Here is a 23,071-nt window from a genome sequence, read left to right as displayed (position 1 = left end):
CCGACGGAAGGCAGAAAGTCCGTTGGAGGAAGCTCGCCGATGACAGCGCCGACGTACCGCCAGGTGCCCGCCCAGGTCGACCTGCCCGCACTCGAGCACGCCGTGCTCGACTTCTGGCGTGAGCAGAAGATCTTCGCCAAGAGCCTCGAGCAGTCCGAGGGCCGGCCGGAGTGGGTGTTCTACGAAGGCCCGCCCACCGCCAACGGCATGCCGGGTGCCCATCACATCGAGGCGCGCGTCTTCAAGGACGTCTTCCCGCGCTTCCGCACCATGCGCGGCTACCACGTGGGCCGCAAGGCCGGCTGGGACTGCCACGGTCTCCCGGTGGAGCTGGCGGTCGAGAAGGAGCTCGGCTTCACCGGCAAGCAGGACATCGAGGCGTTCGGCATCGCCGAGTTCAACGACCGGTGCCGCGAGTCCGTGACCCGCCACACCGACGCGTTCACCGAGCTGACCAACCGCATGGGCTACTGGGTCGACCTGGACGACGCCTACCGGACCATGGACCCCGAGTACATCGAGTCCGTGTGGTGGTCGCTCAAGGAGATCTTCAACAAGGGCCTGCTGGTCCAGGACTACCGCGTGGCGCCCTGGTGCCCGCGCGACGAGACGGGCCTGTCCGACCACGAGCTGGCCCAGGGCTACGAGACCATCGTCGACCCCTCCGTGTACGTCCGTTTCCCGCTCACCTCCGGTCCGCTGGCCGGCCGCGCCGCGCTCCTGGTGTGGACGACCACCCCGTGGACGCTGGTGTCCAACACCGCGGTCGCCGCCCACCCGGACGTCACCTACTCCGTCGTGACGAACGGCGAGGAGCAGCTCGTCGTCGCGCAGCCGCTCGTGGAGAAGGCGCTCGGCGAGGGCTGGGAGACCACCGGCGAGTCCTTCACGGGTGCCGAGATGGAGCGCTGGACGTATCAACGTCCGTTCGAGCTCATCGAGTTCCCCGAGGCCGCCCACTTCGTCGTCAACGCCGAGTACGTGACGACCGAGGACGGCACGGGTCTGGTCCACCAGTCCCCCGCCTTCGGCGAGGACGACCTCAAGGTGTGCCGCTCGTACGGCCTCCCGGTGGTGAACCCGATCCGCCCGAACGGCACCTTCGAGGAGAGCGTCCCCCTGGTGGGCGGCGTCTTCTTCAAGAAGGCGGACGAAAAGCTCACCGAGGACCTCCAGAGCCGCGGCCTGCTCTTCAAGCACGTGCCGTACGAGCACAGTTACCCGCACTGCTGGCGCTGCCACACCGCGCTCCTGTACTACGCGCAGCCCTCCTGGTACATCCGCACGACGGCCGTCAAGGACCGCCTCCTGGAGGAGAACGAGGGCACCAACTGGTTCCCGGAGTCGGTCAAGCACGGCCGCTTCGGCGACTGGCTGAACAACAACATCGACTGGGCGCTCTCGCGCAGCCGTTACTGGGGCACCCCGCTGCCGCTGTGGACCTGCGAGGAGGGCCACCTCACCTGTGTCGGCTCGCGCGCGGAGCTGACCGAGCTGACCGGCACCGACCAGTCCGAGCTCGACCCGCACCGCCCGTACATCGACGCGGTGACCTTCCCGTGCCCGCAGGGCGGCTGCGGTCTGACGGCGACCCGCGTCCCCGAGGTCATCGACGCCTGGTACGACTCGGGTTCGATGCCGTTCGCGCAGTGGGGCTACCCGTACAAGAACAAGGAGATCTTCGAGAGCCGCTACCCGGCCCAGTTCATCTCCGAGGCCATCGACCAGACGCGCGGCTGGTTCTACACGCTGATGGCCGTCGGCACCCTGGTGTTCGACAAGTCCTCGTACGAGAACGTCGTGTGCCTCGGCCACATCCTCGCCGAGGACGGCCGCAAGATGTCCAAGCACCTGGGCAACATCCTCCAGCCGATCCCGCTGATGGACCAGCACGGCGCCGACGCGGTGCGCTGGTTCATGGCGGCCGGCGGCTCCCCGTGGTCGGCGCGGCGCGTGGGCCACGGCACCATCCAGGAGGTCGTCCGCAAGACGCTCCTCACGTACTGGAACACCGTCGCCTTCCAGGCCCTGTACGCCCGCACCAGCGACTGGGCGCCCAGCGCGGCCGACCCGGCGCCGGCGGACCGTCCGGTCCTGGACCGCTGGCTGCTGTCCGAACTCCACGCGCTCACCGACCAGGTGACGCAGGCTCTGGAGGCGTACGACACCCAGCGGGCCGGAAAGCTCCTGTCGGCCTTCGTCGACGACCTCTCGAACTGGTACGTGCGCCGCTCCCGCCGCCGCTTCTGGCAGGGCGACAAGGCCGCGCTGCGCACCCTGCACGAGGTCGTGGAGACGGTCACGCGGCTGATGGCCCCGCTGACCCCGTTCATCACCGAGCGGGTCTGGCAGGACCTGGTCGTCCCGGTCACCCCGGAGGCGCCCGAGTCGGTGCACCTGTCGTCCTGGCCCGAGGCGGACCTGTCCGTCATCGACCCGGAGCTGTCGCGCCAGATGCTGCTGGTGCGCCGTCTCGTCGAGCTGGGCCGCGCCACGCGCGCGGAGTCCGGCGTCAAGACCCGTCAGCCGCTGTCCCGCGCGCTGATCGCCGCGACCGGCTTCGCGACGCTCGACCCCGAGCTGCACGCGCAGATCACCGAGGAACTGAATGTGAGTTCCCTCGCGTCGCTCTCCGAGGTCGGCGGTTCACTGGTCGACACCACCGCGAAGGCGAACTTCCGCGCCCTGGGCAAGCGCTTCGGCAAGGGCGTCCAGGATGTGGCGAAGGCCATCGCCCAGGCCGATGCCGCCGCCCTGTCGCTCGCCCTGCGCGAGGGCACCGCGTCGGTCGAGGTCGGCGGCGAGAGCGTGAGCCTGGCCCCGGACGAGGTCATCATCACGGAGACCCCCCGCGAGGGCTGGTCGGTGGCCTCCGACTCCGGCGCGACCGTCGCGCTCGACCTGGAGATCACCGAGGAGCTGCGGCAGGCGGGCCTCGCCCGTGACGCGATCCGGCTGATCCAGGAGGCCCGCAAGAACAGCGGCCTCGACGTCGCCGACCGCATCGCGCTGCGCTGGACCTCCACGGACCCGGCGGTCGTCGCGGCGCTCGGCGAGCACGCCGGGCTCATCGCGGACGAGGTGCTCGCCACGGACTTCGCCCAGGGCGAGGCCGACGGGGCGTACGGGGAGCCGTTCACCGACGAGGGGCTGTCCCTGGTGTTCCGTCTCCGCAAGGCGTGACGCGGATCTCCCACCCGTGCCGAAGGCCCGGGGCCCCCAGGACCTCCTGGCGGCCCCGGGCCTCCGCCGTTCCGGGGCCGGCGCCGCGGCCCGGCTTCGGCGTCGCGGCCCGGCTTCGGCAGCTCGGCTCGGCTTCGGCAGCTCGGCTCGGCTCCCGGATCGTGCCGGACCGCCCCTGCCCCGTCCGGTGAGGCCGCACGGGCTCGGCCGGGGTTCCGCCCGGTGTCTTCTCGCCCCCTCCGCCCCTGCCCGTCCCCGGGGCTCCGCCCCGGACCCCGCTCCTCAAACGCCGGAGGGGCTGAAATTTTCCCGGCCGGGGCTGAGATGTGTCCGGCCGAGGCCGAGATCTCCCGGCCGGGGCTGAGCTGTGCGCGGCCAGGGCTGAGGTCTCCCGGCCGGAGCGGAAACGTGCCCGGCCGACGCTGAGATCTCCCGGCCGGGGCTGAGAGCCGTGGTGCTCGGCGTTGTGGGCCGGTCGTACGGGGCGTTCGAGGGGTCCGGGCCGGGAAGAAGGCCCGCGCACCCGTTCCGGCGCCTCCTGGGCCCCGTGCAGGCCCTTGGCGGGCGTGCAAAAGGGCGGGGCCCCCGGATCTCTCCGGGGGCCCCGCCCTGAATGCTGCCGACGCCTATGGCGTGCGAGCCGCCGTCAGTTGTCGTCCTCGTCGATGAGGAACCCGCGCATCGGCGAGGGCGCCTGCTGCATCGGCGACGGGCCCTGGGGCCGCACCGGAGCCATCGGCTGGGTCATCGCGGGCGACATCTGCTGCTGCCCGCCGTAGGACGGTCCGCCCTGCGACGGTCCGCCCATGCCGCCGCCCATGCCCGGGTTGCCGCCGTAGGACGGCGCACCGGCACCCGCGGGAGCCATCGAGGGCGCGGAGGACGCCGGCAGGGACGCGGCGGCCGGAGTGCGCGGCGGGGCGAGCGAGTCGTCCGCCTGCGTCTCCAGCTGGCGCAGCTGCGACTCCAGGTAGGACTTCAGACGCGTGCGGTACTCGCGCTCGAAGCCGCGCAGGTCCTCGACCTTGCGCTCCAGCGTGGCGCGGGCGGACTCCAGGGAGCCCATCGCGACGCGGTGCTTCTCCTGCGCGTCCCGCTCCAGGGCGTCGGCCTTGGCACGGGCGTCGCGCTCCAGACCCTCGGCGCGGCTGCGGGCCTCGCCGACGATCTTGTTGGCCTCGGAGCGTGCCTCGGCGATCGCCTGGTCGGCGGTCTGCTGAGCCAGCGAGAGGACACGGGCGGCGCTGTCGCCACCGGGGCCCTGCTGCTGCATCTGCTGACCGGGGCCGCCCATCGGACCACCCATGGGGCCACCCATCGGACCGCCCATGGGGCCACCCATGGGACCGCCCATCGGGCCGCCCATCTGCTGCATCTGGCCGGGGCCGCCCTGGCCCATGGGGCCACCCATCTGCTGCATCTGACCGGGGCCACCCTGGCCCATGGGGCCCTGACCCATCGGACCCTGGCCCATCGGACCCTGACCCATGGGGCCCTGACCCATCGGACCCTGGCCCATCGGACCCTGACCCATGGGGCCCTGACCCATCGGACCCTGACCCTGCGGGCCGCCCTGACCACTGGGACCCGCGGGCAGCGCGGGAGCACCGCTCGGCAGCTGGGGCGGGCCGCCCATGGGACCACCCATGGGACCGCCCATGCCCTGCGGCGGACCTGATATCCCCGCGGGCACAGGAGCGCCGGGCCCTCGCATACCCTGCGGCGGGCCCTGCTGGTCCTGCTGCTCGGGCGGTTTGCGCATACCCTGCTGCTGCTGGTTCTGCGCGGCCGCGCGCGTGGCGGCGGCCAGCTTGGCGCGCAGGTCCTCGTTCTCGCGGAGCAGGCGGGTCAGTTCGGCTTCGACCTCGTCGAGGAAGGCATCGACCTCGTCCTCGTCATAGCCTTCTCGGAGGCGGACGGTCGTGAACTGCTTGTTCCGCACGTCCTCGGGGGTCAACGGCATCTCTTCACCTCAACGTAGTCGTCGGCATTCGGCAAGACCGTATCGTTCACATCGCTCACATCAAGTTCTGCGTAAGTCTGATCAAGATGAAGACGATGATCATCAGCACGAAGAAGGACAGGTCAAGCGCCACGCCCCCGAGACGCAGCGGCGGAATGAACCGCCGCAGAAGCTTGAGCGGTGGATCGGTGACAGTGTAGGTGGCCTCCAGAACGACCACCATCGCCTTGCCGGGTTGCCATGAGCGGGCGAACTGGAAGACGTAGTCCATGACCAGCCGGAAAATCAGCACGATGAGGAAGCACATCAGCGCGATGTAGAAGACCTGCCCGACCACGCTCATGATCCGCGCTTCCCTCTCCCCTGTTTTCCTACGGTGTTCCCGGTACTGCGTCTCAGCTCTGGTTGAAGAACCCGCCCTCTGCGATGCGGGCCTTGTCCTCCGCCGTGACATCGACGTTAGCAGGCGACAACAGGAACACCTTCTGCGTCACCCGCTCGATGCTGCCGTGGAGACCGAACACCAAACCGGCGGCGAAGTCGACAAGGCGCTTCGCGTCAGTGTCGTCCATCTCCGTCAGGTTCATGATCACCGGGGTGCCCTCACGGAAGTGTTCCCCGATGGTACGGGCCTCGTTGTAGGTCCGGGGGTGCAGCGTGGTGATCCGGTACGGCTCTCGTTCCGACACGACCTTGGGCATGATCACCGGGGCGTTCTTCTCCAGGCTCTGACGTTCTTGTGTGATGGATGCCACGGGGGCGATGCGCGCCGGGCGCCCGGACTCCGCGGCGAGCGACGCGGAATGCGGCACCGGGTCGCGGGGCGCCGAGGGCTGCACCACTCGTACCGGTTCGTCCCTTTGGGACGAGTGCGCCTGATGTGACTGGTGCACCGGCTCATGCCGTCGCCGGTCACGCTCGGGCTCCGGGTCGAGCTCGGGCTCGAAGTCGTCGTCGGGGTCGAATCCTCTGCCGTCGTACCCATCGTCCTCCACGAGGCCGAGGTAGACCGCCATCTTGCGCATCGCGCCGGCCATGCTCTGAGTCCTCCGCTCTGTGGTGGATCGGCTGACGAATTGCCAAGTGCCCGCGATCCACGAGGTCGTTATGCCCGCATTTGGCGGTAATGACCATATTTTCTGCTGTGGTCCGACTTCTTGGCGACGTTACCGGAGGCCGGGTCGGAGTCCGAGTACCGCAGTACCGACGCGTACATGTGTCGCTCCGGCCGCCACGGCCTGTTCGAGATCCGAGCTCATCCCTGCCGAGACCATGTTCGCAGCCGGATGGGCCCGGCGCACGGCAGTCGACAAATCCATCAGCCGCTCGAACGCCTGTTGTTGGCGCCCCGCGTACTCGCCCGTGAGCGGAGCCACGGTCATCAGCCCGTCGAGCCGGAGTCCCGGGGAGTCCGCCACGAGCGCGGCCAACTCCTCGACCCCGCCGGGCCCGACACCGCCCCGCTCGCCCCGGCCGCTCTCCTGGGCGTCCAGCGCGACCTGGATGAGACATCCCACTTCGCGTTCCGCCCGTTCCGCCTCCCTCGAAAGAGAGGTGACGAGCCGGGAACGGTCGACGGACTGCACGAAATCCGCGTAACCGACCACAGAACGCACTTTGTTGGTCTGCAATTGCCCCACGAAATGCCACAACAGGGGCAGATCGGAGCACTCCGTACTCTTGGGCGCGGCATCCTGGTCCCGGTTCTCGGCCACGTGACGCACACCGAGTTCGGACAGGATCCGCACATCACTGGCGGGATAGGTCTTGGTGACCACGATCAGGGTCACTTCTTCGCGCTTGCGTCCGGCGTCCGTGCACGCCGCCGTGATGCGCTCTTCCACTTTCGCCAGGTTCGCGGCGAGTTGAGCCTTACGGTCCGTCATGCCCCATCAGTCCAGCCAGACATATCCCGCGAGCCGCCCGGTGGTGCGGTCCCGTCGGTAGGAGAAGTGGTCCTGCGATTCGAGCGTGCACACCGGCGACTGCTCCCGGTCGCGCACCCCGAGCCGTTCGAGCTGCGCGTGCACCCCCGCGGTCACGTCGACCGCGGGCGTCCCCCAGCTCGTCTCGGCGTAGGCCGCGGGCTCCACGGCGGCGACCTCGGCGCGCATCGCGTCCGGCACCTCGTAGCACCGTCCGCAGACGGCGGGTCCGGTCCGGGCCACGATCCTGGCCGGATCGGCGCCGAGCTCCACCATGGCCCGTACGGCCGCGGGGACCACGCCGGCGATCATGCCGGGCCGTCCCGCGTGGGCGGCGGCCGCCACACCGGCGACCGGGTCGGCCAGCAGGACGGGGGTGCAGTCGGCGGTGAGCACGGCGAGCGCGAGCCCGCGCCGGGTGGTGACGACCGCGTCGACGGAGGGGATCTCCGAGGCGCCCCAGGGCTCCTCGACGACCGCCACGTCCGGCCCGTGCACCTGGTTCATCCAGACGACCAGGGCCGGGTCGAGCCCGAGCGCCTTCGCGGCCAGTTCCCGGTTGGCGCGCACAGCACCGGGGTCGTCGCCGACCGCCCCGCCGAGGTTGAGCTCCTCGTACGGAACGGCGCTCACCCCGCCCCACCTGTCGGTGAAGGCGAAGTGGGCGCCGCTCACGGTGCTCGCAGCGGAGCGCTGTCCTATCACTTCAGGAAGTCCGGCACGTCCAGTTCCTCGGCCGCGCTGTCCGAGTACGAGCGGGACGGCGGGACCGGCGGGGACACCGGCAGTTCGCTGACCGGCTCGGGGGCGGGCTCCGGAGCGGGCTCCTTGGGCGTCACGCTGCCGAGCGACCCGAAGGACGGGCGGCTCTCGGCCTGGCGGGCCGGAGCGGGCTCCTCGCGCCGGGCCGTGGCCGAGCCGAGGACGTTCTCCCGCTTGGCCGGCGGCTGCCCGCCGTCGAAGCCGGCGGCGATGACGGTGACCCGCACCTCGTCGCCGAGTGCGTCGTCGATGACGGCGCCGAAGATGATGTTGGCCTCGGGGTGGGCCGCCTCGCTGACCAGCTGGGCCGCCTCGTTGATCTCGAACAGGCCGAGGTCGGAGCCGCCGGAGATGGACAGCAGGACGCCCCGGGCGCCGTCGATGGAGGCTTCGAGCAGCGGCGAGGAGATCGCCATCTCGGCCGCCGCCACCGCGCGGTCGTCGCCGCGGGCCGAGCCGATGCCCATGAGGGCGGAACCGGCCTCGGACATGACCGACTTGACGTCGGCGAAGTCGAGGTTGATCAGACCGGGGGTGGTGATGAGGTCCGTGATGCCCTGGACACCGGAGAGCAGGACCTGGTCCGCCGACTTGAAGGCGTCGAGGACGGAGACCTGGCGGTCCGAGATGGACAGCAGCCGGTCGTTCGGGATGACGATGAGGGTGTCGACCTCTTCGCGGAGCTCCGCGATGCCGTCCTCGGCCTGGTTCGCGCGGCGCCGGCCCTCGAAGGTGAAGGGGCGGGTGACCACGCCGATGGTGAGGGCGCCGAGCGAGCGGGCGATGTTGGCCACGACGGGCGCGCCGCCGGTGCCGGTGCCGCCGCCCTCTCCGGCCGTCACGAAGACCATGTCGGCCCCCTTGAGGACCTCCTCGATCTCCTCGCGGTGGTCCTCGGCGGCCTTGCGGCCGACCGCGGGGTTCGCTCCGGCCCCGAGGCCGCGCGTGAGTTCCCGGCCGACGTCGAGCTTGACGTCGGCGTCGCTCATCAACAGCGCCTGCGCGTCGGTGTTGATGGCGATGAACTCGACGCCCTTGAGACCGACCTCGATCATCCGGTTGATGGCATTGACACCACCGCCGCCGACACCGATGACTTTGATGACTGCGAGGTAGTTCTGCGGTGCTGCCACGTCGAAGGCCTCTCGCCTCGAGTTACGTGTCGTCGCCTCGCGTGCTCGCGATCCGACGACTGATGCCGAGTGGGACGGTCCGAACGCCGACCCGAACCCTAACGCTGAAGTTTAGGGTTACCAGTGTGTCTGTTCCTTGGACTCTTCCGAACAGGACACTAAGTCGACAAGTGGCGCGCGTTCAACGAACACGCCGAACCTCCCGTTTTTCTTTTCACCCTATGTGATCAGGCGCAGCACTGCCCAACCAGGGTGCTGGCCTGCGCCGATGCGGGTCAACTGCCCGAGGAGGCGGGGGCGGTGGGGGCACTTACGTCGAAGTGCCGGGCCCCGGAATCGGCTTTCATGAGAGCAAGGAGTGTCCTGGCCTTCGCCCGGCCGTTCTCCGCGCTGCCCCACTCCACGGTCCGGCCGCCGCTCAGTTCCAGGGACACGGCGTCGTACGAACGGACCTTGACCGTACGGGTGTCACGGGCGACCCGGCCCGGAATGTCCCCCGCGATCCGCACCGCCTCGCGCACCAGCCGGTCGGCGGGGAAACGGCTCGGCGTACTGCTCCTCGGCACCGCCAACTCCAGGACGGGCACGCCCTTCGGGGCGTCGGCGACCGTGGCGAACCGCACGCCCCCGGCGTCCACTTCGACGAACTTCGGGCCTTTTCCGATGATCAGGACGGGAATCCGCTCGGTCACGTTCAGACCGATTCCGTGCGGCCAGGACCGGACGACCTCGACCGAGTCGAGCCGGGGCAGTTGCTTCAGCAGGCGTGCCCGGATCGCGTCCGTGTCGACGGAGACCAGCGGGGATCCGACCGGTACGCCGGCCGCCTCCCGCACCTGCGCGTCGGTGAGCACCCGGGTGCCGGAGACGGTCACGCGCTCGGTGCGCAGCCACGGGGAACCGTAGAGGATCCACACGGCGGCGGACCCGGCCAACACCAGGGCCAACAAAAGGATGATGAGCCTACGAAGGCGGCGGAGCCGCCCCACGAGGGGCGGCCGGGGCGGGCCGGACTCCGGCTTGTGGCGTTCACCGCGCTCGGCGGTCGTCGGTCCGGCCACGCTCCCTGCCTTCCCTCATGCGGTCCTAGCGGTGGCGCGAGGCGATCGCCTCGTACACCATGCCGACGAGCAGGTCGTCGGCGTCGCGGCGGCCGAACTCGCTGGCGGCGCGCGACATCTCGTACAGCTTGTGCGGGTCGGCGAGCACGGGCAGCACGTTCTGCTGCACCCACTGCGGGGTCAGCTCCGCGTCGTCGACCAGCAGTCCGCCGCCGGCCTTGACCACCGGCTGGGCGTTCAGCCGCTGTTCACCGTTGCCGATGGGCAGCGGGACGTAGGCGGCGGGCAGTCCGACGGCGGAGAGCTCGGCGACGGTCATCGCGCCCGCGCGGCAGAGCATCATGTCGGCCGCGGCGTACGCGAGATCCATCCGGTCCACGTACGGTACCGGGATGTACGGGGGCATCCCCGGCATCTGGTGCACCTGCGGCAGTTCGTTCTTCGGACCCACCGCGTGCAGGATCTGGATCCCGGCCTGCTGGAGGTAGGGAGCCGCCTGCTGGACCACCTCGTTGAGGCGGCGGGCGCCCTGGGAGCCGCCCGACACCAGGAGCGTGGGCAGGTTCGGGTCGAGCCCGAACGCGGCGCGCGCCTCGGGGCGTACGGCGGCCCGGTCGAGGGTGGCGATGGAGCGGCGCAGCGGGATGCCGATGTAACGGGCCCCGCGGAGCTTGCTGTCGGGCGTGGAGACGGCGACCTGGGCCGCGTACCGCGATCCGATCTTGTTGGCCAGTCCGGGCCGGGCGTTGGCCTCGTGGATGACGATCGGCACGCCGAGGCGCTTGGCCGCCAGATAGCCGGGCAGGGCCACGTAGCCGCCGAAGCCGACGACCGCGTCGGCCTTGGTCCGCTCCATGATCTGCTCGACGGCCTTGATCGTGCCGCGCAGCCGCCCGGGAACCGTGATCAGCTCGGGGGTGGGCTTGCGCGGCAGCGGTACGGCCGGGATCAGCGCGAGTTCGTAGCCCCGCTCCGGTACGAGCCGGGTCTCAAGGCCGCGTTCCGTGCCCAGGGCCGTGATCCCCACGGTCGGGTCCTGCCTGCGCAGGGCGTCCGCGAGGGCGAGCGCGGGCTCGATGTGGCCGGCGGTCCCCCCGCCGGCGAGTACGACATGCACCGAAATTCACCGCTCTCCGGACGAACGCGCCGCAGAGGCACGCCGTCGCATCGTGTTCCATCTCCGGGGCCCCGCGGCCCTTGCGGACTCTCTCACCGCACCCCGCCTTCTGCCAAAGCGGGGTTGCCGCATCGCGAGAGCCGCCCGCGCAGCGGGGTCGTCACGCGCGAAGGCGATCAGCAACCCGATGGCGAACATGGTCGGCAGCAGGGCGGAACCCCCGTAGGAGAACAGCGGGAGCGGGACTCCGGCGATCGGCAGCAGACCGAGCACCGCACCGATGTTGATCACGGCCTGGGCCGTGATCCAGGTGGTCACGCCTCCCGCGGCATACCTCACGAAGGGGTCCTCCGTGCGTCCGGCCACGCGGATACCCGCATAGCCTAGAGCCGCGAAGAGGGCGAGCACCGACAGCGTCCCCGCGAGGCCCAGTTCCTCCCCGGTGACGGCGAAGATGAAGTCGGTGTGCGCTTCGGGCAGTTGTCCCCATTTCTCCACACTGGCGCCGAGGCCGGAGCCGAACAGGCCGCCGGAGGCGAGGGCGTAGATGCCGTGCACGGCCTGCCAGCAGGTGTCGTGGGGCCCGGGCTCGGTCGCCCCGATGCAGGCCAGCCTGGACATGCGGTTGGGGCTCGTCTTGATCAGCACGAAGCCGATCGCCAGGGCCACGGACAGCACGCCGACGAACAGCCGGGTGGGCGCTCCGGCCAGCCACAGCAGGCCGAACAGGATCGCCGTGAGGATGATCGCGGTGCCCATGTCGCCGCCGAGCATGATCAGTCCGAGCAGCATGAAGGCGGCGGGCACGAGCGGCACCAGCATGTGCTTCCACTGGGTCAGCAGCCGCTTGTCCTGTTTGCGGGCGAGCAGGTCCGCGCCCCAGAGCACGAGCGCGAGCTTGCCGAACTCGCTGGGCTGGATCTGGAACGAGCCGCCCAGCGAGATCCAGTTCTGGTTGCCGTTGACCGACAGCCCTATCCCGGGCACCTGCACGAGGGCCATCATGAAGACGGCGCCCGCCAGGATCGGATAGGCCAGCGCCCGGTGCAGCTTGACCGGCATCCGCGAGGCGGCGAACAGCAGGACCCCGCCGATCGCGGCGGCCAGGAACTGCTTGCGGAAGAAGAACGACCCGGGCAGGGACAGCTGGAGCGCCGTGATCTGCGAGGCCGAGTAGACCATCACGAGCCCCAGCACGGTGATCAGCAGGCTGCCGCCGAGGATCAGGTAGTACGCGGTGAGCGGCCGGTCCCAGGCCTTGCGGGCGCGCAGGGACAGCCGGCGTACGGGGTTGTCGCGCGGCACTCCCGCGGCGGCGGGCCGGCCGGCCCGGCGCACGGGAGGGCGGCCGGTGCGGCTAGCCGGCATCGGGGTCTTCGGTCCACAGCGATGTCACGGGTCCGTCCCTCCCAGGTCCGCCCGGCCAGGCAACCGGGTCAGGCGCCGAGTTCGCGGACCGCCTCCGCGAACGCGTCACCGCGCTTGTTGTAGTTGGCGAACATGTCCATGGACGCGCAGGCCGGGGCCAGCAGAACCGTGTCCCCGGGCTCGGCGAGCCTCCTGGCCTCCTGGACCGCCGCGAGCATCGCCCCAGTGTCGGTCCGGTCGAGGTCGACGACCGGTACCTCGGGGGCGTGTCGCGTGAGGGCTTCGCGGATCAGCGCGCGGTCCGCGCCGATCAGGACGGCGCCCCGCAGCCGCTTCGCCGAGCGGGCGACCAGTTCGTCGAAGGTCGCGCCCTTGGCAAGTCCGCCGGCGATCCACACGATCGACTCGTAGGCGGCCAAGGAGGCTTCCGCGGCATGCGTGTTGGTGGCCTTGGAGTCGTCGACGTAGGCGACCTCGTCCACGTCGGCCACGTGCGCGATGCGGTGGGCGTCCGGGGTGAAGTCCCGCAGTCCGTCCCGTACGGCCCGTGGAGGCACTCCGTAGGCGCGCGCGAGGGCCGCCGCGGCAAGGGCGTTGGCGATGTTGTGCGGGGCGGGCGGGGTGACGTCGGAGACCTCGGCCAGTTCCTGCGCGTTCTTCTGCCGGTTCTCGACGAAGGCGCGGTCGACCAGGATGCCGTCCACGACGCCGAGTTGGGAGGGGCCGGGGGCGCCGAGGGTGAAGCCGACGGCGCGGCAGCCCTCCTCGACGTCCGCGGCGCGCACCAGGTCCTCGGTGGCCTTGTCGGCCACGTTGTAGACGCAGGCGACCCGATTGCCTTCGTAGATACGGCCCTTGTCGGCGGCGTACGCCTCCATGGAGCCGTGCCAGTCGAGGTGGTCGGGCGCGAGGTTCAGTACCGCCCCGGAGTGGGCGCGCAGCGAGGGCGCCCAGTGGAGCTGGTAGCTGGAGAGTTCGACGGCGAGGACGTCGTACTCCTGCTCGCCGAGGACCGCGTCGAGCAGGGAGACGCCGATGTTGCCGACCGCGGCCGTGCGCAGGCCCGCCGCCTTCAGGATGGAGGCGAGCATCTGGACGGTCGTGGTCTTGCCGTTGGTGCCGGTGACGGCGAGCCAGGGGGCCGGCTCCCTGCCGTCCAGTCCCCGCAGCCGCCAGGCGAGTTCGACGTCGCCCCAGACCGGGACGCCCGCCGCGGCGGCCGCGGTGAACAGCGGCTTGTCCGGCTGCCAGCCGGGCGCGGTGACGATGAGCTCGGTGCCCTCGGGCAGGGTCGCGCCGTCACCGAGGCGCACGGTGACGCCGAGCGCCTCCAGTTCTGCGGCCTGCGCGCGGGCCCGTTCGTCGTCACGGTCGTTGACGACGGTGACGAGTGCGCCGAGGCCGTGCAGGACCCTGGCCGCCGGAATTCCCGAGACGCCGAGGCCGGCGACGGTGACGTGCTTTCCCTGCCAGTCGGTCACTTCTGGGCTGCCCATCCTGCGTAGAAGAGGCCGAGTCCGACGATCACGCAGATGCCCTGGATGATCCAGAATCGGACCACCACGAGGACCTCGGACCAGCCCTTGAGTTCGAAGTGGTGCTGGAGCGGTGCCATGCGGAAGACGCGCTTCCCGGTCAGCTTGAAGGAGCCGACCTGGATGACCACCGACATGGTGATGAGGACGAACAGGCCGCCCATGATGGCCACCAGCAGCTCCGTGCGGGAGAGGATGGCCAGGCCGGTGAGGACACCGCCGAGGGCGAGCGAACCCGTGTCGCCCATGAAGATCTTCGCGGGCGAGGTGTTCCACCACAGGAAGCCGAGGCAGGCGCCCATCAGCGCGGAGGCCACCACGGCCAGGTCGAGCGGATCGCGCACCTCGTAGCAGGCGCCCGGGTTGGTCAGGGTCGTCGCGTTGGCGCAGGACTCCTGGAACTGCCAGACGCCGATGAACGTGTAGGCGCCGAAGACGAGCACGGAGGCGCCGGTGGCGAGGCCGTCCAGACCGTCGGTCAGGTTCACGCCGTTCGACATCGCGAGGATCATGAACAGCGCCCAGATGACGAACAGCACCGGGCCGATCTTCCAGCCGAAGTCGGTGATGAACGACAGCTTGGTGGAGGCCGGGGTGTTGCCCCGGTTGTCCGGGAACATCAGGGCCAGCACCGCGAAGGAGATGCCGACGATCAGCTGTCCGGCCATCTTCGCCTTGGCCCGCAGACCGAGCGAACGCCTCTTGACGATCTTGATGTAGTCGTCGAGGAAGCCGACCATGCCCATGCCGAACATCAGGCCGAGGACCAGCAGACCCGAGTAGGTCGGCGCGTAGCCGGTGATGAGCTTGCTCAGGAAGTACGCGGCGATCGTCGCCAGGATGAAGGCGATACCACCCATGGTGGGCGTACCGCGCTTGCTGGCGTGCTCGCGCGGGCCGTCGTCGCGGATGTACTGGCCGTAGCCCTTGCGGGCCAGCAGCTTGATCAGCAGCGGAGTGCCGGCCAGGGTCAGGAAAAGACCGAGTACACCCGAGAACAGGATCTGCTTCATCATCGGGCGGAAACCTCACCCTCGGTACCGTCGGCGAGCAGCGCGAGCGCCACCCGTTCCAGCCCGACGGACCTGGACGCCTTCACGAGCACGACGTCCCCTGGGCGCAGCTCGCTGCGCAACAGGTCGACAGCCGCCTGTGCGTCGGACACGTGCACCGACTCCTCACCCCACGAACCCTCGTTATATGCGCCCAGTTGCAGCCAGGACGCTTCCCTGCCCCCGACCGCGACGAGCTTGCCGACATTGAGCCGGACGGCAAGCCGTCCGACCGCGTCGTGCTCGGCGAGCGCCTCGTCCCCGAGCTCGGCCATCTGACCGAGCACCGCCCACGTACGGCCCCCTTGTGCCTGACGGGCTGTGCCCATCGCAGCGAGCGCGCGCAGGGCGGCCCGCATGGACTCGGGGTTCGCGTTGTAGGCGTCGTTGACGACCGTCACGCCGTCCGGACGCTCGGTGACCTCCATCCGCCAGCGGGAGAGGGAGCCCGCCTCGGAGAGCGCGCGGGCGATCTCGTCTGCGGACATGCCCAGCTCATGGGCGACGGCGGCCGCGGCGAGCGCGTTCGACACGTGGTGCTCACCGTACAGGCGCATGGTCACATCACTGCACCCGGAGGGTGTGCGAAGGCTGAAGGAAGGCTGTCCGCTCTCGGTGAGCCGCACGTTCTCGGCCCGTACGTCCGCTTCGCCGGACTCTCCGAAGAGGAGCACGCGTGCCTTGGTGCGGGAGGCCATGGCGCGTACGAGGGGGTCGTCCGCGTTGAGGATCGCCGCGCCGTCCTCGGGGAGGCTCTCGACGAGCTCGCCCTTTGCTTGCGCGATCTGTTCGCGGCCGCCGAACTCGCCGATGTGGGCGGTGCCGACGTTGAGGACGAGACCGATCCTCGGAGGGGTGAGCTCCGTCAGATAGCGGATGTGGCCGATACCGCGGGCGCCCATCTCCAGCACGAGGAACTTCGTCTCCTCGGTGGCGCTGAGCGCGGTGAGCGGCAGTCCGATCTCGTTGTTGAGGGAACCGGGGGTGAAGACGGTCGGCGCCTTGCTCCGCAGCACCTGGGCGATCAGGTCCTTGGTGCTGGTCTTGCCCGCGGAACCGGTGAGGGCCACGAGGGTCGCGCCGAGCCGTTCGACGACGTGCCGGGCGAGGGCGCCGAGGGCCCTCTGCACGTCGTCGACGACGATGGCGGGCACGCCGACCGGGCGCGACGCCAGCACGGCGGCCGCGCCGGCCTCGATCACCGCCTCGGCGTAGTCGTGGCCGTCCACGCGTTCGCCGACGAAGGCGACGAAGAGGCTGCCGGGCTCCACTTCACGGGAGTCCCTGACGACCGGTCCGGTGACCTGTAGCCCCGGATCCGGTATGTCGTACGTCTGCCCGCCGACGACTGATGCGATCTCGGCGAGGGAGAGGGCGATCACAAGTTCATCCCTGGGTCTGCTGGATAGCTTCGCGAAGCACCTGGCGGTCGTCGAAGGGACGCACCACCCCGGCGATGTCCTGGCCCTGCTCGTGGCCCTTGCCCGCGACCAGCACGGTGTCGCCCGGCTTTGCGCGCGCGACGGCCGCGGCGATGGCGGCGGCCCGGTCCTCGAAGACCTGGACCTCGCCCCGTTCGTGGGCCGGCACCTCGGCGGCTCCCGCGAGCATGGTGGCGAGGATCGCGAGCGGGTCCTCGGAACGGGGGTTGTCGGAGGTGAGGACGGCGGTGTCGGCGAGCCGGGCCACGGCCGCGCCCATCGGCTTCCGCTTGGTGGTGTCCCGGTCGCCGCCGCAGCCGAGCACCACGTGGAGTCTGCCCTCGGTGACCTTGCGCAGGGCGCGCAGGACGGATTCGACGGCGTCCGTCTTGTGGGCGTAGTCGACGACGGCGAGGTAGGGCTGGCCCTCGTCGACGCGCTCGAGACGGCCCGGGACCCCGGGGACAGCGGCGATGCCGTCGGCCGCGGTCTGCGGGTCGATCCCGGCGGCCGCGAGGGCGACGATCGCGGCGAGCGTGTTCGCCACGTTGAAGGGGCCGGCCAGCGGCGAGCGGGCGGTGATCCGCTCGCCCTTGGGGCCGACGGCGGTGAACGTGGAGTCCATCGGGCCGACTTCGACCTCCTCGGCGCGCCAGTCGGCGTCCGGGTGGCCCTCGGCGGAGAAGGTGACGACCGGGACGGTGGCCTCTCCGGCGAGCCTGCGGCCGTACTCGTCGTCGAGGTTCACGACGCCGAGCCGGCTGCGCCTGGCCGTGAACAGCTGGGCCTTCGCCTGGAAGTAGTCCTCCATGCCCGTGTGGAACTCCATGTGTTCCGGGCTGAGGTTGTTGAAGACGGCGACGTCGAAGACGCAGCCGTCGACGCGGCCGAGGACCAGGGCGTGGCTGGAGACCTCCATCGCGACCGAGTCGACCCCGCGCTCGACCATGACGGCGAACAGGGCCTGGAGGTCGGTGGCCTCGGGCGTGGTGCGCTCCGACTTGATGCGCTCGTCGCCGATGCGCGTCTCCACCGTGCCGATCAGGCCGGTGGAGCGGACCGTCTTCAGGCCGCCCTCGACGAGGTAGGCCGTGGTGGTCTTGCCGGAGGTGCCGGTGATGCCGATCTGGAGGAGATCGCGCCCCGGGTGTCCGTAGATGGTGGCCGCGAGCTCGCCCATCGATCCGCGCGGGTCCTCGACGACGAGGACCGGCAGACCGGTGGCCGCGGCGCGGTCGGCGCCGGTCGGGTCGGTGAGCACGGCGACGGCGCCGAGGCCGGCCGCCTGGGTCACGAAGTCGGCGCCGTGCAGCCGGGCGCCTGGCAGCGCGGCGTACACGTCCCCGGGTCGCACCGCTCGGGAGTCATGGGTGATGCCCGTGACCCCGGCGTCGCTCCCCGGGTCCTCGGCGCCCAGCTGATCGGCCAGCTCCGCGACGGGGATGGCGGAGACGTGAACCGGACGCGGCGGCCCCGGATATGTCACAGGAACGCCCTTCTGGGTGGTTTGGGACTGATCAGCTTGTGGCACGGCGGTGAGCGTACCGGGCTCACCCCCGCCGGGGCGAAGCGAGGGCGCGGACGGGGTCCGCGGGGAGGGCTGGTTCCCGGGGTCCGGGGTGATCGTTGTCACGAGTGGTTCCTGGTCCGTTGTGCGTACGTGCTGATCAGGGCGTGCGGTCGGGGACGGTCACGGCGTGAACTCGACGGGGAGCCGGGCCGCGGGTGCGCCGGTGGGCGGGACCTGGAGGGTCTTCAGGGCGAACTCCATCACCTGCTTGAAGACGGGCCCGCAGATCTGGCCGCCGTAGTAGCTGCCCTTGGTGGCGTTCTGGATCGCGCAGTAGACGGTGATGCGGGGTTTGTCGGCGGGGGCGAACCCGGCGAACGAGGAGGTGTAGCCGTGGTACTTGCCGGTGGCCGGATCCACGCGATTGGCCGTACCGGTCTTGCCCGCGACCCGGTAGCCGGGGATGCGCGCCTTGACGCCGGTGCCCTGTTCGTCGTCCACCACGGACTCCAGCATCTGGGCGAGTGTCCTCGCCGTCTTCTCGCTCACGACCCGGTTCTTCCTCGGCGCGGGCGCGGGGGTGAAGCGGCCGTCAGGTCCCTTCGTACCGCGTACCAGGGTGGGTTCGACGCGGACGCCGCCGTTGGCGATCGTCGAGTAGACGGAGGCCGCCTGCATCGCATTGATCGACATGCCCTGGCCGAAAGGGATCGTGTACTGCTGCGAGGTCGACCACTTGTCGGCGGGCGCGAGGAGGCCCGCGGTCTCGCCGGGGAAGCCGAGCCCGGTGTGGCTGCCGATGCCGAACTTGCGCAGATACGAGTACAGGACCTCGTCGGCCTGCTTCTGCGTCTTGCCGAGCTGTCCGGTCGCCAGGATGGTGCCGATGTTGCTGGACCTGGCGAGCACGCCGTTGAGCGTGAGGTCCCAGGTCTTGTGGTCGACGTCGTCCTGGAAGAGCCGGTCGCCGCGGTGCAGCCGGTTGGGCACGACGACATGGGTCCCGGGGGTCGCCACGTTCTCCTGGAGGACGGCGGCCATCGACATCAGCTTGGCGGTGGAGCCGGGCTCGTAGGCGTCCTGGAGGGCCGCGTTGCCCATGGCCGCCGCGTTGGCCTGGGTGAGGTCGTTGGGGTCGAAGCCGGGCGCGTTGGCCATGGCGAGGACCTGGCCGGTCCTCGCGTCCTGCACTATCACGTACCCGCGGTCCGCCCTGGACTTCTTCACCTGCTCGGTGATGGCGTCCTGCGCGGCCCACTGGATGTCCCGGTCGATGGTGAGCTCGACGTCGGAACCGGCCACGGCCGGCGTCTCGGTGGAGCCCACGGTCGGCACCTGGCGGCCCCCGGACTGGGCGTAGCGGATCTTGCCGTCCTTGCCGGTGAGCTCCTTGTCGAGCTGCTGTTCGATGCCGCCGCCGCCCTTGCCCTCGGCGTTGACCCAGCCCAGTATCCCGGCGGCCAGATCGCCGTTCGGGTAGACCCGCTTGCTCGCGGGTACGGCGAGGACGCCCGCGAGGACGTTGACCGTGCTCCCGTCGGTCCCGGCCTTGGCCGCGAGGGTGCTCTTCAGGTCCTTGATCTGCTGCCAGACCTGGGGGGTGCGGCGGTGCGCGAGGAGGGTGTAGCGGGTGTTCGGGGTCCGCAGCTTCCTGGCGACCGTGTCCACGTCCTGGCCGATGATCGGGCCGAGGAGGGCGGCGGCCTGCTCGGGGGCGTCCCCCACCTTCGTGGCCGCGCGGGTGAACATCGTCGGGTCCGCGGTGATGTCGTACGCGTCCACGCTCGTCGCCAGCTCGACGCCGTCGCGGTCGGTGATCCCGCCGCGCTCGGCGGCCAGGGTGCGTCCCACGTAGCGGTTCTGCTCGGCCTTCGCGGCGTAGGTGCTCGCGTCCACGGCCTGCACCTGGAGCAGCCGCACGACGAACGCGAGCATCACCAGCGTCAGCGCGAGGCTGACCATGCGCAGCCGGGGGCGGGGGCTGCCGAGCCGGATGACGCGCGGGCCGCCGGAACGCTCCGCGGCGGGGCGGCGCACGGGGCGGCCGCCCGGTCCCGGGCGGTTCCGGCCGGCGGGGCGTGCGGGCCTGGCGGGTCCTGGCACCCGGCGGCGCGGCGGTTCCCTGTCGGACACTTCCGTCACCTGCCGTGGGTCGTGGAGGGCTGTGCGGACGGGACGGGGCTCCGGGTCGCGGACGCTCCCGCGGAGGGCTGCCGGGAGGCCGGGGAGGCCGTCGGGGCCGGGGTGGACGGGGCCGGGGCGAGGACCTCGGGCGGGGGGACCGCCGGGGACCGCGCGGCGGTGCCGGCGGCTCCGGGAACGCCCTTGACGGTGCCGTCGGGGCCGAGGAAGGCCGGGTCGCCGCCGGGGACCATGCCGAGTTCGCGGGCCCGGCGCTGGAGGGCGTCGGGGGCGGAGTAGGCGTCCACGTCCCGCTGGAGGGCCTGTTCCTCGTCGGTGAGGTTCTTGGTGTCCTTCTGGAGGTCGTCGAGGCGGAACGCGCCTTCGCTGAGCGCCGAGTTCAGCACCAGGAGCCCGATGAGGCCGCCGGCGAGGAGAAGGACCACCAGGAGGACGAAGGGGGTGCGGGCGGCCTGCCCGGCTCCGGTGGGCAGGAGCCGGGCGAGCCTGGCCGCCCGCCCCCTGAGTTCGGGTGTGCCGCTCACGCGCCCTCCCTGTGGCTCTGGTGTGCCGCCTTCACGGCCGCTCCATGGGTCCGGTTCCCCTACTCACGAAACCACCGTGGATCCGGTTCCCGGACGCGCCGCGCGGTCGTGCTCCGGGGTGTCCGGTCCCCGCCGCCGGGCGGGTACGGGGCAGGGGGCCGCGGCGTGGCGCGCGTCCGGATCGGCGCCTCACGTCCCCTCCTTCTCCCCGCGGCTCACTCGGCGGACTCCTCGCGGATGCGCTCCACCCCGCGCAGCCGGGCGGGAGCCGCCCGCCGGTTCTCGGCGACCTCTTCCTCGGTGGGAAGTTCGGCACCGCGGGTCAGGAGCTTGAGCCGTGGCTGGTAGCGCTCGGGGACGACCGGCAGTCCGGGCGGCGCGGTGTTGGCGGCGCCGGCCGCGAACACCTGCTTGACCAGCCGGTCCTCCAGCGAGTGGTACGACAGCACGGCGACGCGTCCGCCGACGGCGAGCGCCTTCACGGCGGCGGGGATCGCTCTCTCCAGGACGCTCAGTTCGCCGTTGACCTCGATGCGCAGCGCCTGGAAGGTGCGCTTGGCGGGGTTGCCGCCGGTGCGCTTGGCCGCCTGGGGCAGCGCGTCGCGGATCAGTTCGACGAGCCGGGCGCTGTTGGTGAACGGTTCCTTGTCGCGCTCGCGCACGACCGCGGAGACGATCCGCTTGGCCTGCTTCTCTTCGCCGTACGCCCGCAGGATCCGCACCAGCTCGCCCGGCGGGTAGGTGTTGAGGACCTCGGCGGCGCTGATGCCGGTCGTCTGGTCCATGCGCATGTCGAGCGGGGCGTCCTGCGCGTAGGCGAAGCCCCGGTCGGCCTCGTCGAGCTGCATGGAGGAGACACCGAGGTCGAACAGGACGCCCTGGACGCGGGGGACGCCCAGCCGGTCGAGGACCTCGGGGAGTTCGTCGTAGACGGCGTGCACCAGGGTGGCGCGGTCGCCGTAGGGGGCGAGCCGATCCCCGGAGAGGCGCAGCGCCTCCTTGTCGCGGTCCAGGGCGACGAGCCGCACCCCGGGGAACCGGGTGAGCAGGGCCTCGCTGTGACCGCCGAGCCCGAGCGTGCAGTCGACGACCACGGCTCCCGGCTCGGTGAGGGCCGGGGCCAGCATGTCCAGGCACCGCTTGAGCATGACCGGGACGTGTCGGTCGCGCCCCTCAGGTCGCCCGCCGTCGCCCTCGTCGGGAAGCGCTTCGCGCCCTTGCATTCCGGGCCCTCTCAGGTCCGGCGCGGCCGTACGCACCGCCGGGTCCCCACCCGCTCGGGAAGGGGAGGCCCACCGACGCCGGTTGAATGGCGTCGGCCGACCGGGAGCGGGCGGAGGCCGAGCCGTACGTACGCGCCGCGCACGCGGGGAGACTCCGGAAAGTCGCCGGGCCTCCTGGGAAAACAGTCCAGCGGGGAGAGCCTCGCCTCCCGCTTCGCGTCACTTTAGTCCACGGTGTCTCGCGGTCAATCAACCGGCATGCGCGTCGCGGACGGGGCTCGGAGCGAAGCGGCGGATCCGGAAGAATCACCCGAACGGGCACGTCGTCACCGCCCGTGTGGATTACCTCACAACAAGCCGCGATGACATTCTTTGTCCCCTCTCACAGCAGGACTGCTCCGCAGGTGACCAGTAACGTCATGGGTATGACGACTTCCGCATCTGTTCCCACCGAACCCGAAGACGCCATAGCCGCAGAGCGCACGGTCACCGACCGCCTCGTGGACGCGAACGGGAAGTACGCCGCCGCCTTCACCGACCCCGGGATGGACGCGCGCCCCGTGCTGCGGGTCGCCGTGGTCGCGTGCATGGACGCGCGCCTGGACCTGCACGCCGCGCTCGGCCTGGAACTGGGTGACTGCCACACCATCCGCAACGCCGGCGGTGTGGTCACCGACGACGTGATCCGCTCCCTCACCATCAGCCAGCGGGCCCTCGGCACCCGCAGCGTGGCGCTCATCCACCACACCGGCTGCGGTCTGGAGTCCCTCACCGAGGAGTTCCGGCACGACCTGGAGATGGAGGTCGGCCAGCGCCCCGCGTGGGCGGTCGAGGCCTTCCGCGACGTCGACCAGGACGTACGGCAGTCGATGCAGCGGGTGCGCACCTCCCCGTTCCTGGTGCACACCGACGACGTGCGCGGCTTCGTCTTCGACGTCACGACCGGCCTGCTGCGGGAGATCGACCCCGCCTGACGGGGCCCCGCCGGGCCCCCAGGTCGCCGGTCCTCCGCAGCTCGTGGGACCCTCGCCTCACAAAAAACCCCGGCCGTCCGGTGCCCAAAGAGCCGTAAGAACTGACATATCGCGGCCACTTGTCCACAGGCGGATGACACGAACCGGTAACGGCAACAAGAATGCGGGTGTGGCGTCA

General features: G+C 70.9%; 18 protein-coding genes. 2 read left to right on the top strand and 16 right to left on the bottom strand.

What is annotated here, in order from left to right; genetic code table 11:
- Positions 1-39 precede the first annotated feature (39 nt).
- Positions 40-3,183, top strand: coding sequence for an isoleucine--tRNA ligase (gene ileS, locus ACFWI4_RS18980; protein WP_387197367.1), 3,144 nt, complete (start codon positions 40-42; stop codon positions 3,181-3,183).
- A gap of 646 nt (positions 3,184-3,829) precedes the next feature.
- On the opposite strand, the gene ACFWI4_RS18975 is transcribed toward ileS, so the two are convergent.
- From ACFWI4_RS18975 to rsmH, 16 genes are all read right to left on the bottom strand, one after another.
- Positions 3,830-5,146 carry a DivIVA domain-containing protein gene (locus tag ACFWI4_RS18975; protein ID WP_387197364.1) on the bottom strand — a complete coding sequence of 439 codons (1,317 nt, stop codon included), beginning with the start codon at positions 5,144-5,146 and terminating at the stop codon, positions 3,830-3,832.
- 55 nt (positions 5,147-5,201) lie between these two features.
- Positions 5,202-5,489: a YggT family protein gene (locus ACFWI4_RS18970; RefSeq protein ID WP_339128866.1), complete on the bottom strand. Its 288-nt coding sequence runs from the start codon at positions 5,487-5,489 to the stop codon at positions 5,202-5,204.
- A 52-nt stretch (positions 5,490-5,541) separates the two neighbouring features.
- Positions 5,542-6,183, bottom strand: a complete 642-nt coding sequence (locus ACFWI4_RS18965) for a cell division protein SepF (RefSeq protein ID WP_385406663.1) — start codon at positions 6,181-6,183, stop codon at positions 5,542-5,544.
- A 129-nt stretch (positions 6,184-6,312) separates the two neighbouring features.
- On the bottom strand, positions 6,313-7,032 hold the full coding sequence (locus ACFWI4_RS18960; protein WP_387197361.1) for a YggS family pyridoxal phosphate-dependent enzyme: 720 nt from the start codon (positions 7,030-7,032) through the stop codon (positions 6,313-6,315).
- Between the two features lie 6 nt (positions 7,033-7,038).
- A complete protein-coding gene (gene pgeF / locus ACFWI4_RS18955; protein ID WP_387197358.1) occupies positions 7,039-7,776 on the bottom strand; it encodes a peptidoglycan editing factor PgeF in 738 nt (245 codons plus the stop codon).
- On the bottom strand, positions 7,773-8,966 hold the full coding sequence (ftsZ, locus tag ACFWI4_RS18950) for a cell division protein FtsZ (RefSeq protein WP_385406656.1): 1,194 nt from the start codon (positions 8,964-8,966) through the stop codon (positions 7,773-7,775). Before ftsZ ends, pgeF begins: the two co-directional genes overlap by 4 nt.
- 275 nt (positions 8,967-9,241) lie before the next feature.
- Entirely contained in the window at positions 9,242-10,027 is a 786-nt protein-coding gene (locus ACFWI4_RS18945) for a cell division protein FtsQ/DivIB (protein ID WP_387197355.1), read from the bottom strand.
- Between the two features lie 25 nt (positions 10,028-10,052).
- A complete protein-coding gene (gene murG / locus ACFWI4_RS18940) occupies positions 10,053-11,144 on the bottom strand; it encodes an undecaprenyldiphospho-muramoylpentapeptide beta-N-acetylglucosaminyltransferase (protein ID WP_339128872.1) in 1,092 nt (363 codons plus the stop codon).
- A 6-nt stretch (positions 11,145-11,150) separates the two neighbouring features.
- The gene (ftsW, locus tag ACFWI4_RS18935; protein ID WP_387197352.1) at positions 11,151-12,512 is read right to left on the bottom strand and encodes a putative lipid II flippase FtsW; all 1,362 of its coding nucleotides are present in this window, start codon (positions 12,510-12,512) and stop codon (positions 11,151-11,153) included.
- A gap of 68 nt (positions 12,513-12,580) precedes the next feature.
- Complete coding sequence (gene murD / locus ACFWI4_RS18930; protein WP_387197349.1) at positions 12,581-14,008, bottom strand: UDP-N-acetylmuramoyl-L-alanine--D-glutamate ligase; 1,428 nt, start codon at positions 14,006-14,008, stop codon at positions 12,581-12,583.
- Positions 13,990-15,060: a phospho-N-acetylmuramoyl-pentapeptide-transferase gene (gene mraY, locus ACFWI4_RS18925; protein WP_385406670.1), complete on the bottom strand. Its 1,071-nt coding sequence runs from the start codon at positions 15,058-15,060 to the stop codon at positions 13,990-13,992. Before mraY ends, murD begins: the two co-directional genes overlap by 19 nt.
- Entirely contained in the window at positions 15,060-16,481 is a 1,422-nt protein-coding gene (gene murF, locus ACFWI4_RS18920; RefSeq protein ID WP_387197346.1) for a UDP-N-acetylmuramoyl-tripeptide--D-alanyl-D-alanine ligase, read from the bottom strand. The genes mraY and murF overlap by 1 nt, the downstream gene beginning before the upstream one ends.
- A 4-nt stretch (positions 16,482-16,485) precedes the next feature.
- Positions 16,486-18,006 carry a UDP-N-acetylmuramoyl-L-alanyl-D-glutamate--2,6-diaminopimelate ligase gene (locus tag ACFWI4_RS18915; RefSeq protein WP_387197407.1) on the bottom strand — a complete coding sequence of 507 codons (1,521 nt, stop codon included), beginning with the start codon at positions 18,004-18,006 and terminating at the stop codon, positions 16,486-16,488.
- A 204-nt stretch (positions 18,007-18,210) separates the two neighbouring features.
- Positions 18,211-20,163, bottom strand: coding sequence for a peptidoglycan D,D-transpeptidase FtsI family protein (locus tag ACFWI4_RS18910; RefSeq protein WP_387197343.1), 1,953 nt, complete (start codon positions 20,161-20,163; stop codon positions 18,211-18,213).
- A gap of 5 nt (positions 20,164-20,168) precedes the next feature.
- Positions 20,169-20,696: a hypothetical protein gene (locus tag ACFWI4_RS18905; protein ID WP_387197340.1), complete on the bottom strand. Its 528-nt coding sequence runs from the start codon at positions 20,694-20,696 to the stop codon at positions 20,169-20,171.
- Between the two features lie 215 nt (positions 20,697-20,911).
- Positions 20,912-21,919: a 16S rRNA (cytosine(1402)-N(4))-methyltransferase RsmH gene (gene rsmH / locus ACFWI4_RS18900; RefSeq protein WP_387197337.1), complete on the bottom strand. Its 1,008-nt coding sequence runs from the start codon at positions 21,917-21,919 to the stop codon at positions 20,912-20,914.
- A 425-nt stretch (positions 21,920-22,344) separates the two neighbouring features.
- On the opposite strand from rsmH, the gene ACFWI4_RS18895 reads away from it, so the two are divergent.
- Positions 22,345-22,893, top strand: a complete 549-nt coding sequence (locus ACFWI4_RS18895) for a carbonic anhydrase (RefSeq protein WP_365737168.1) — start codon at positions 22,345-22,347, stop codon at positions 22,891-22,893.
- Positions 22,894-23,071 lie beyond the last annotated feature (178 nt).

The organism is Streptomyces sp. NPDC127038, assembly GCF_042725875.1.
GTDB lineage: Bacteria > Actinomycetota > Actinomycetes > Streptomycetales > Streptomycetaceae > Streptomyces.
The sequence above is the reverse complement of the archived record's forward strand: the minus strand, read 5'-3'. Positions and strand labels throughout refer to the sequence as shown.

Excerpts from the sequence above, each read along its gene's own strand:
- ACFWI4_RS18965 (WP_385406663.1), bottom strand. The coding sequence starts at position 6,183 with ATGGCCGGCGCGATGCGCAAGATGGCGGTCTACCTCGGCCTCGTGGAG.
- ACFWI4_RS18970 (WP_339128866.1), bottom strand. The coding sequence starts at position 5,489 with ATGAGCGTGGTCGGGCAGGTCTTCTACATCGCGCTGATGTGCTTCCTC.
- rsmH (WP_387197337.1), bottom strand. The coding sequence starts at position 21,919 with ATGCAAGGGCGCGAAGCGCTTCCCGACGAGGGCGACGGCGGGCGACCT.
- ACFWI4_RS18975 (WP_387197364.1), bottom strand. The coding sequence starts at position 5,146 with ATGCCGTTGACCCCCGAGGACGTGCGGAACAAGCAGTTCACGACCGTC.
- ACFWI4_RS18895 (WP_365737168.1), top strand. The coding sequence starts at position 22,345 with ATGACGACTTCCGCATCTGTTCCCACCGAACCCGAAGACGCCATAGCC.
- murD (WP_387197349.1), bottom strand. The coding sequence starts at position 14,008 with ATGGGCAGCCCAGAAGTGACCGACTGGCAGGGAAAGCACGTCACCGTC.
- ileS (WP_387197367.1), top strand. The coding sequence starts at position 40 with ATGACAGCGCCGACGTACCGCCAGGTGCCCGCCCAGGTCGACCTGCCC.
- ftsW (WP_387197352.1), bottom strand. The coding sequence starts at position 12,512 with ATGCCGGCTAGCCGCACCGGCCGCCCTCCCGTGCGCCGGGCCGGCCGG.
- ACFWI4_RS18960 (WP_387197361.1), bottom strand. The coding sequence starts at position 7,032 with ATGACGGACCGTAAGGCTCAACTCGCCGCGAACCTGGCGAAAGTGGAA.
- mraY (WP_385406670.1), bottom strand. The coding sequence starts at position 15,060 with ATGAAGCAGATCCTGTTCTCGGGTGTACTCGGTCTTTTCCTGACCCTG.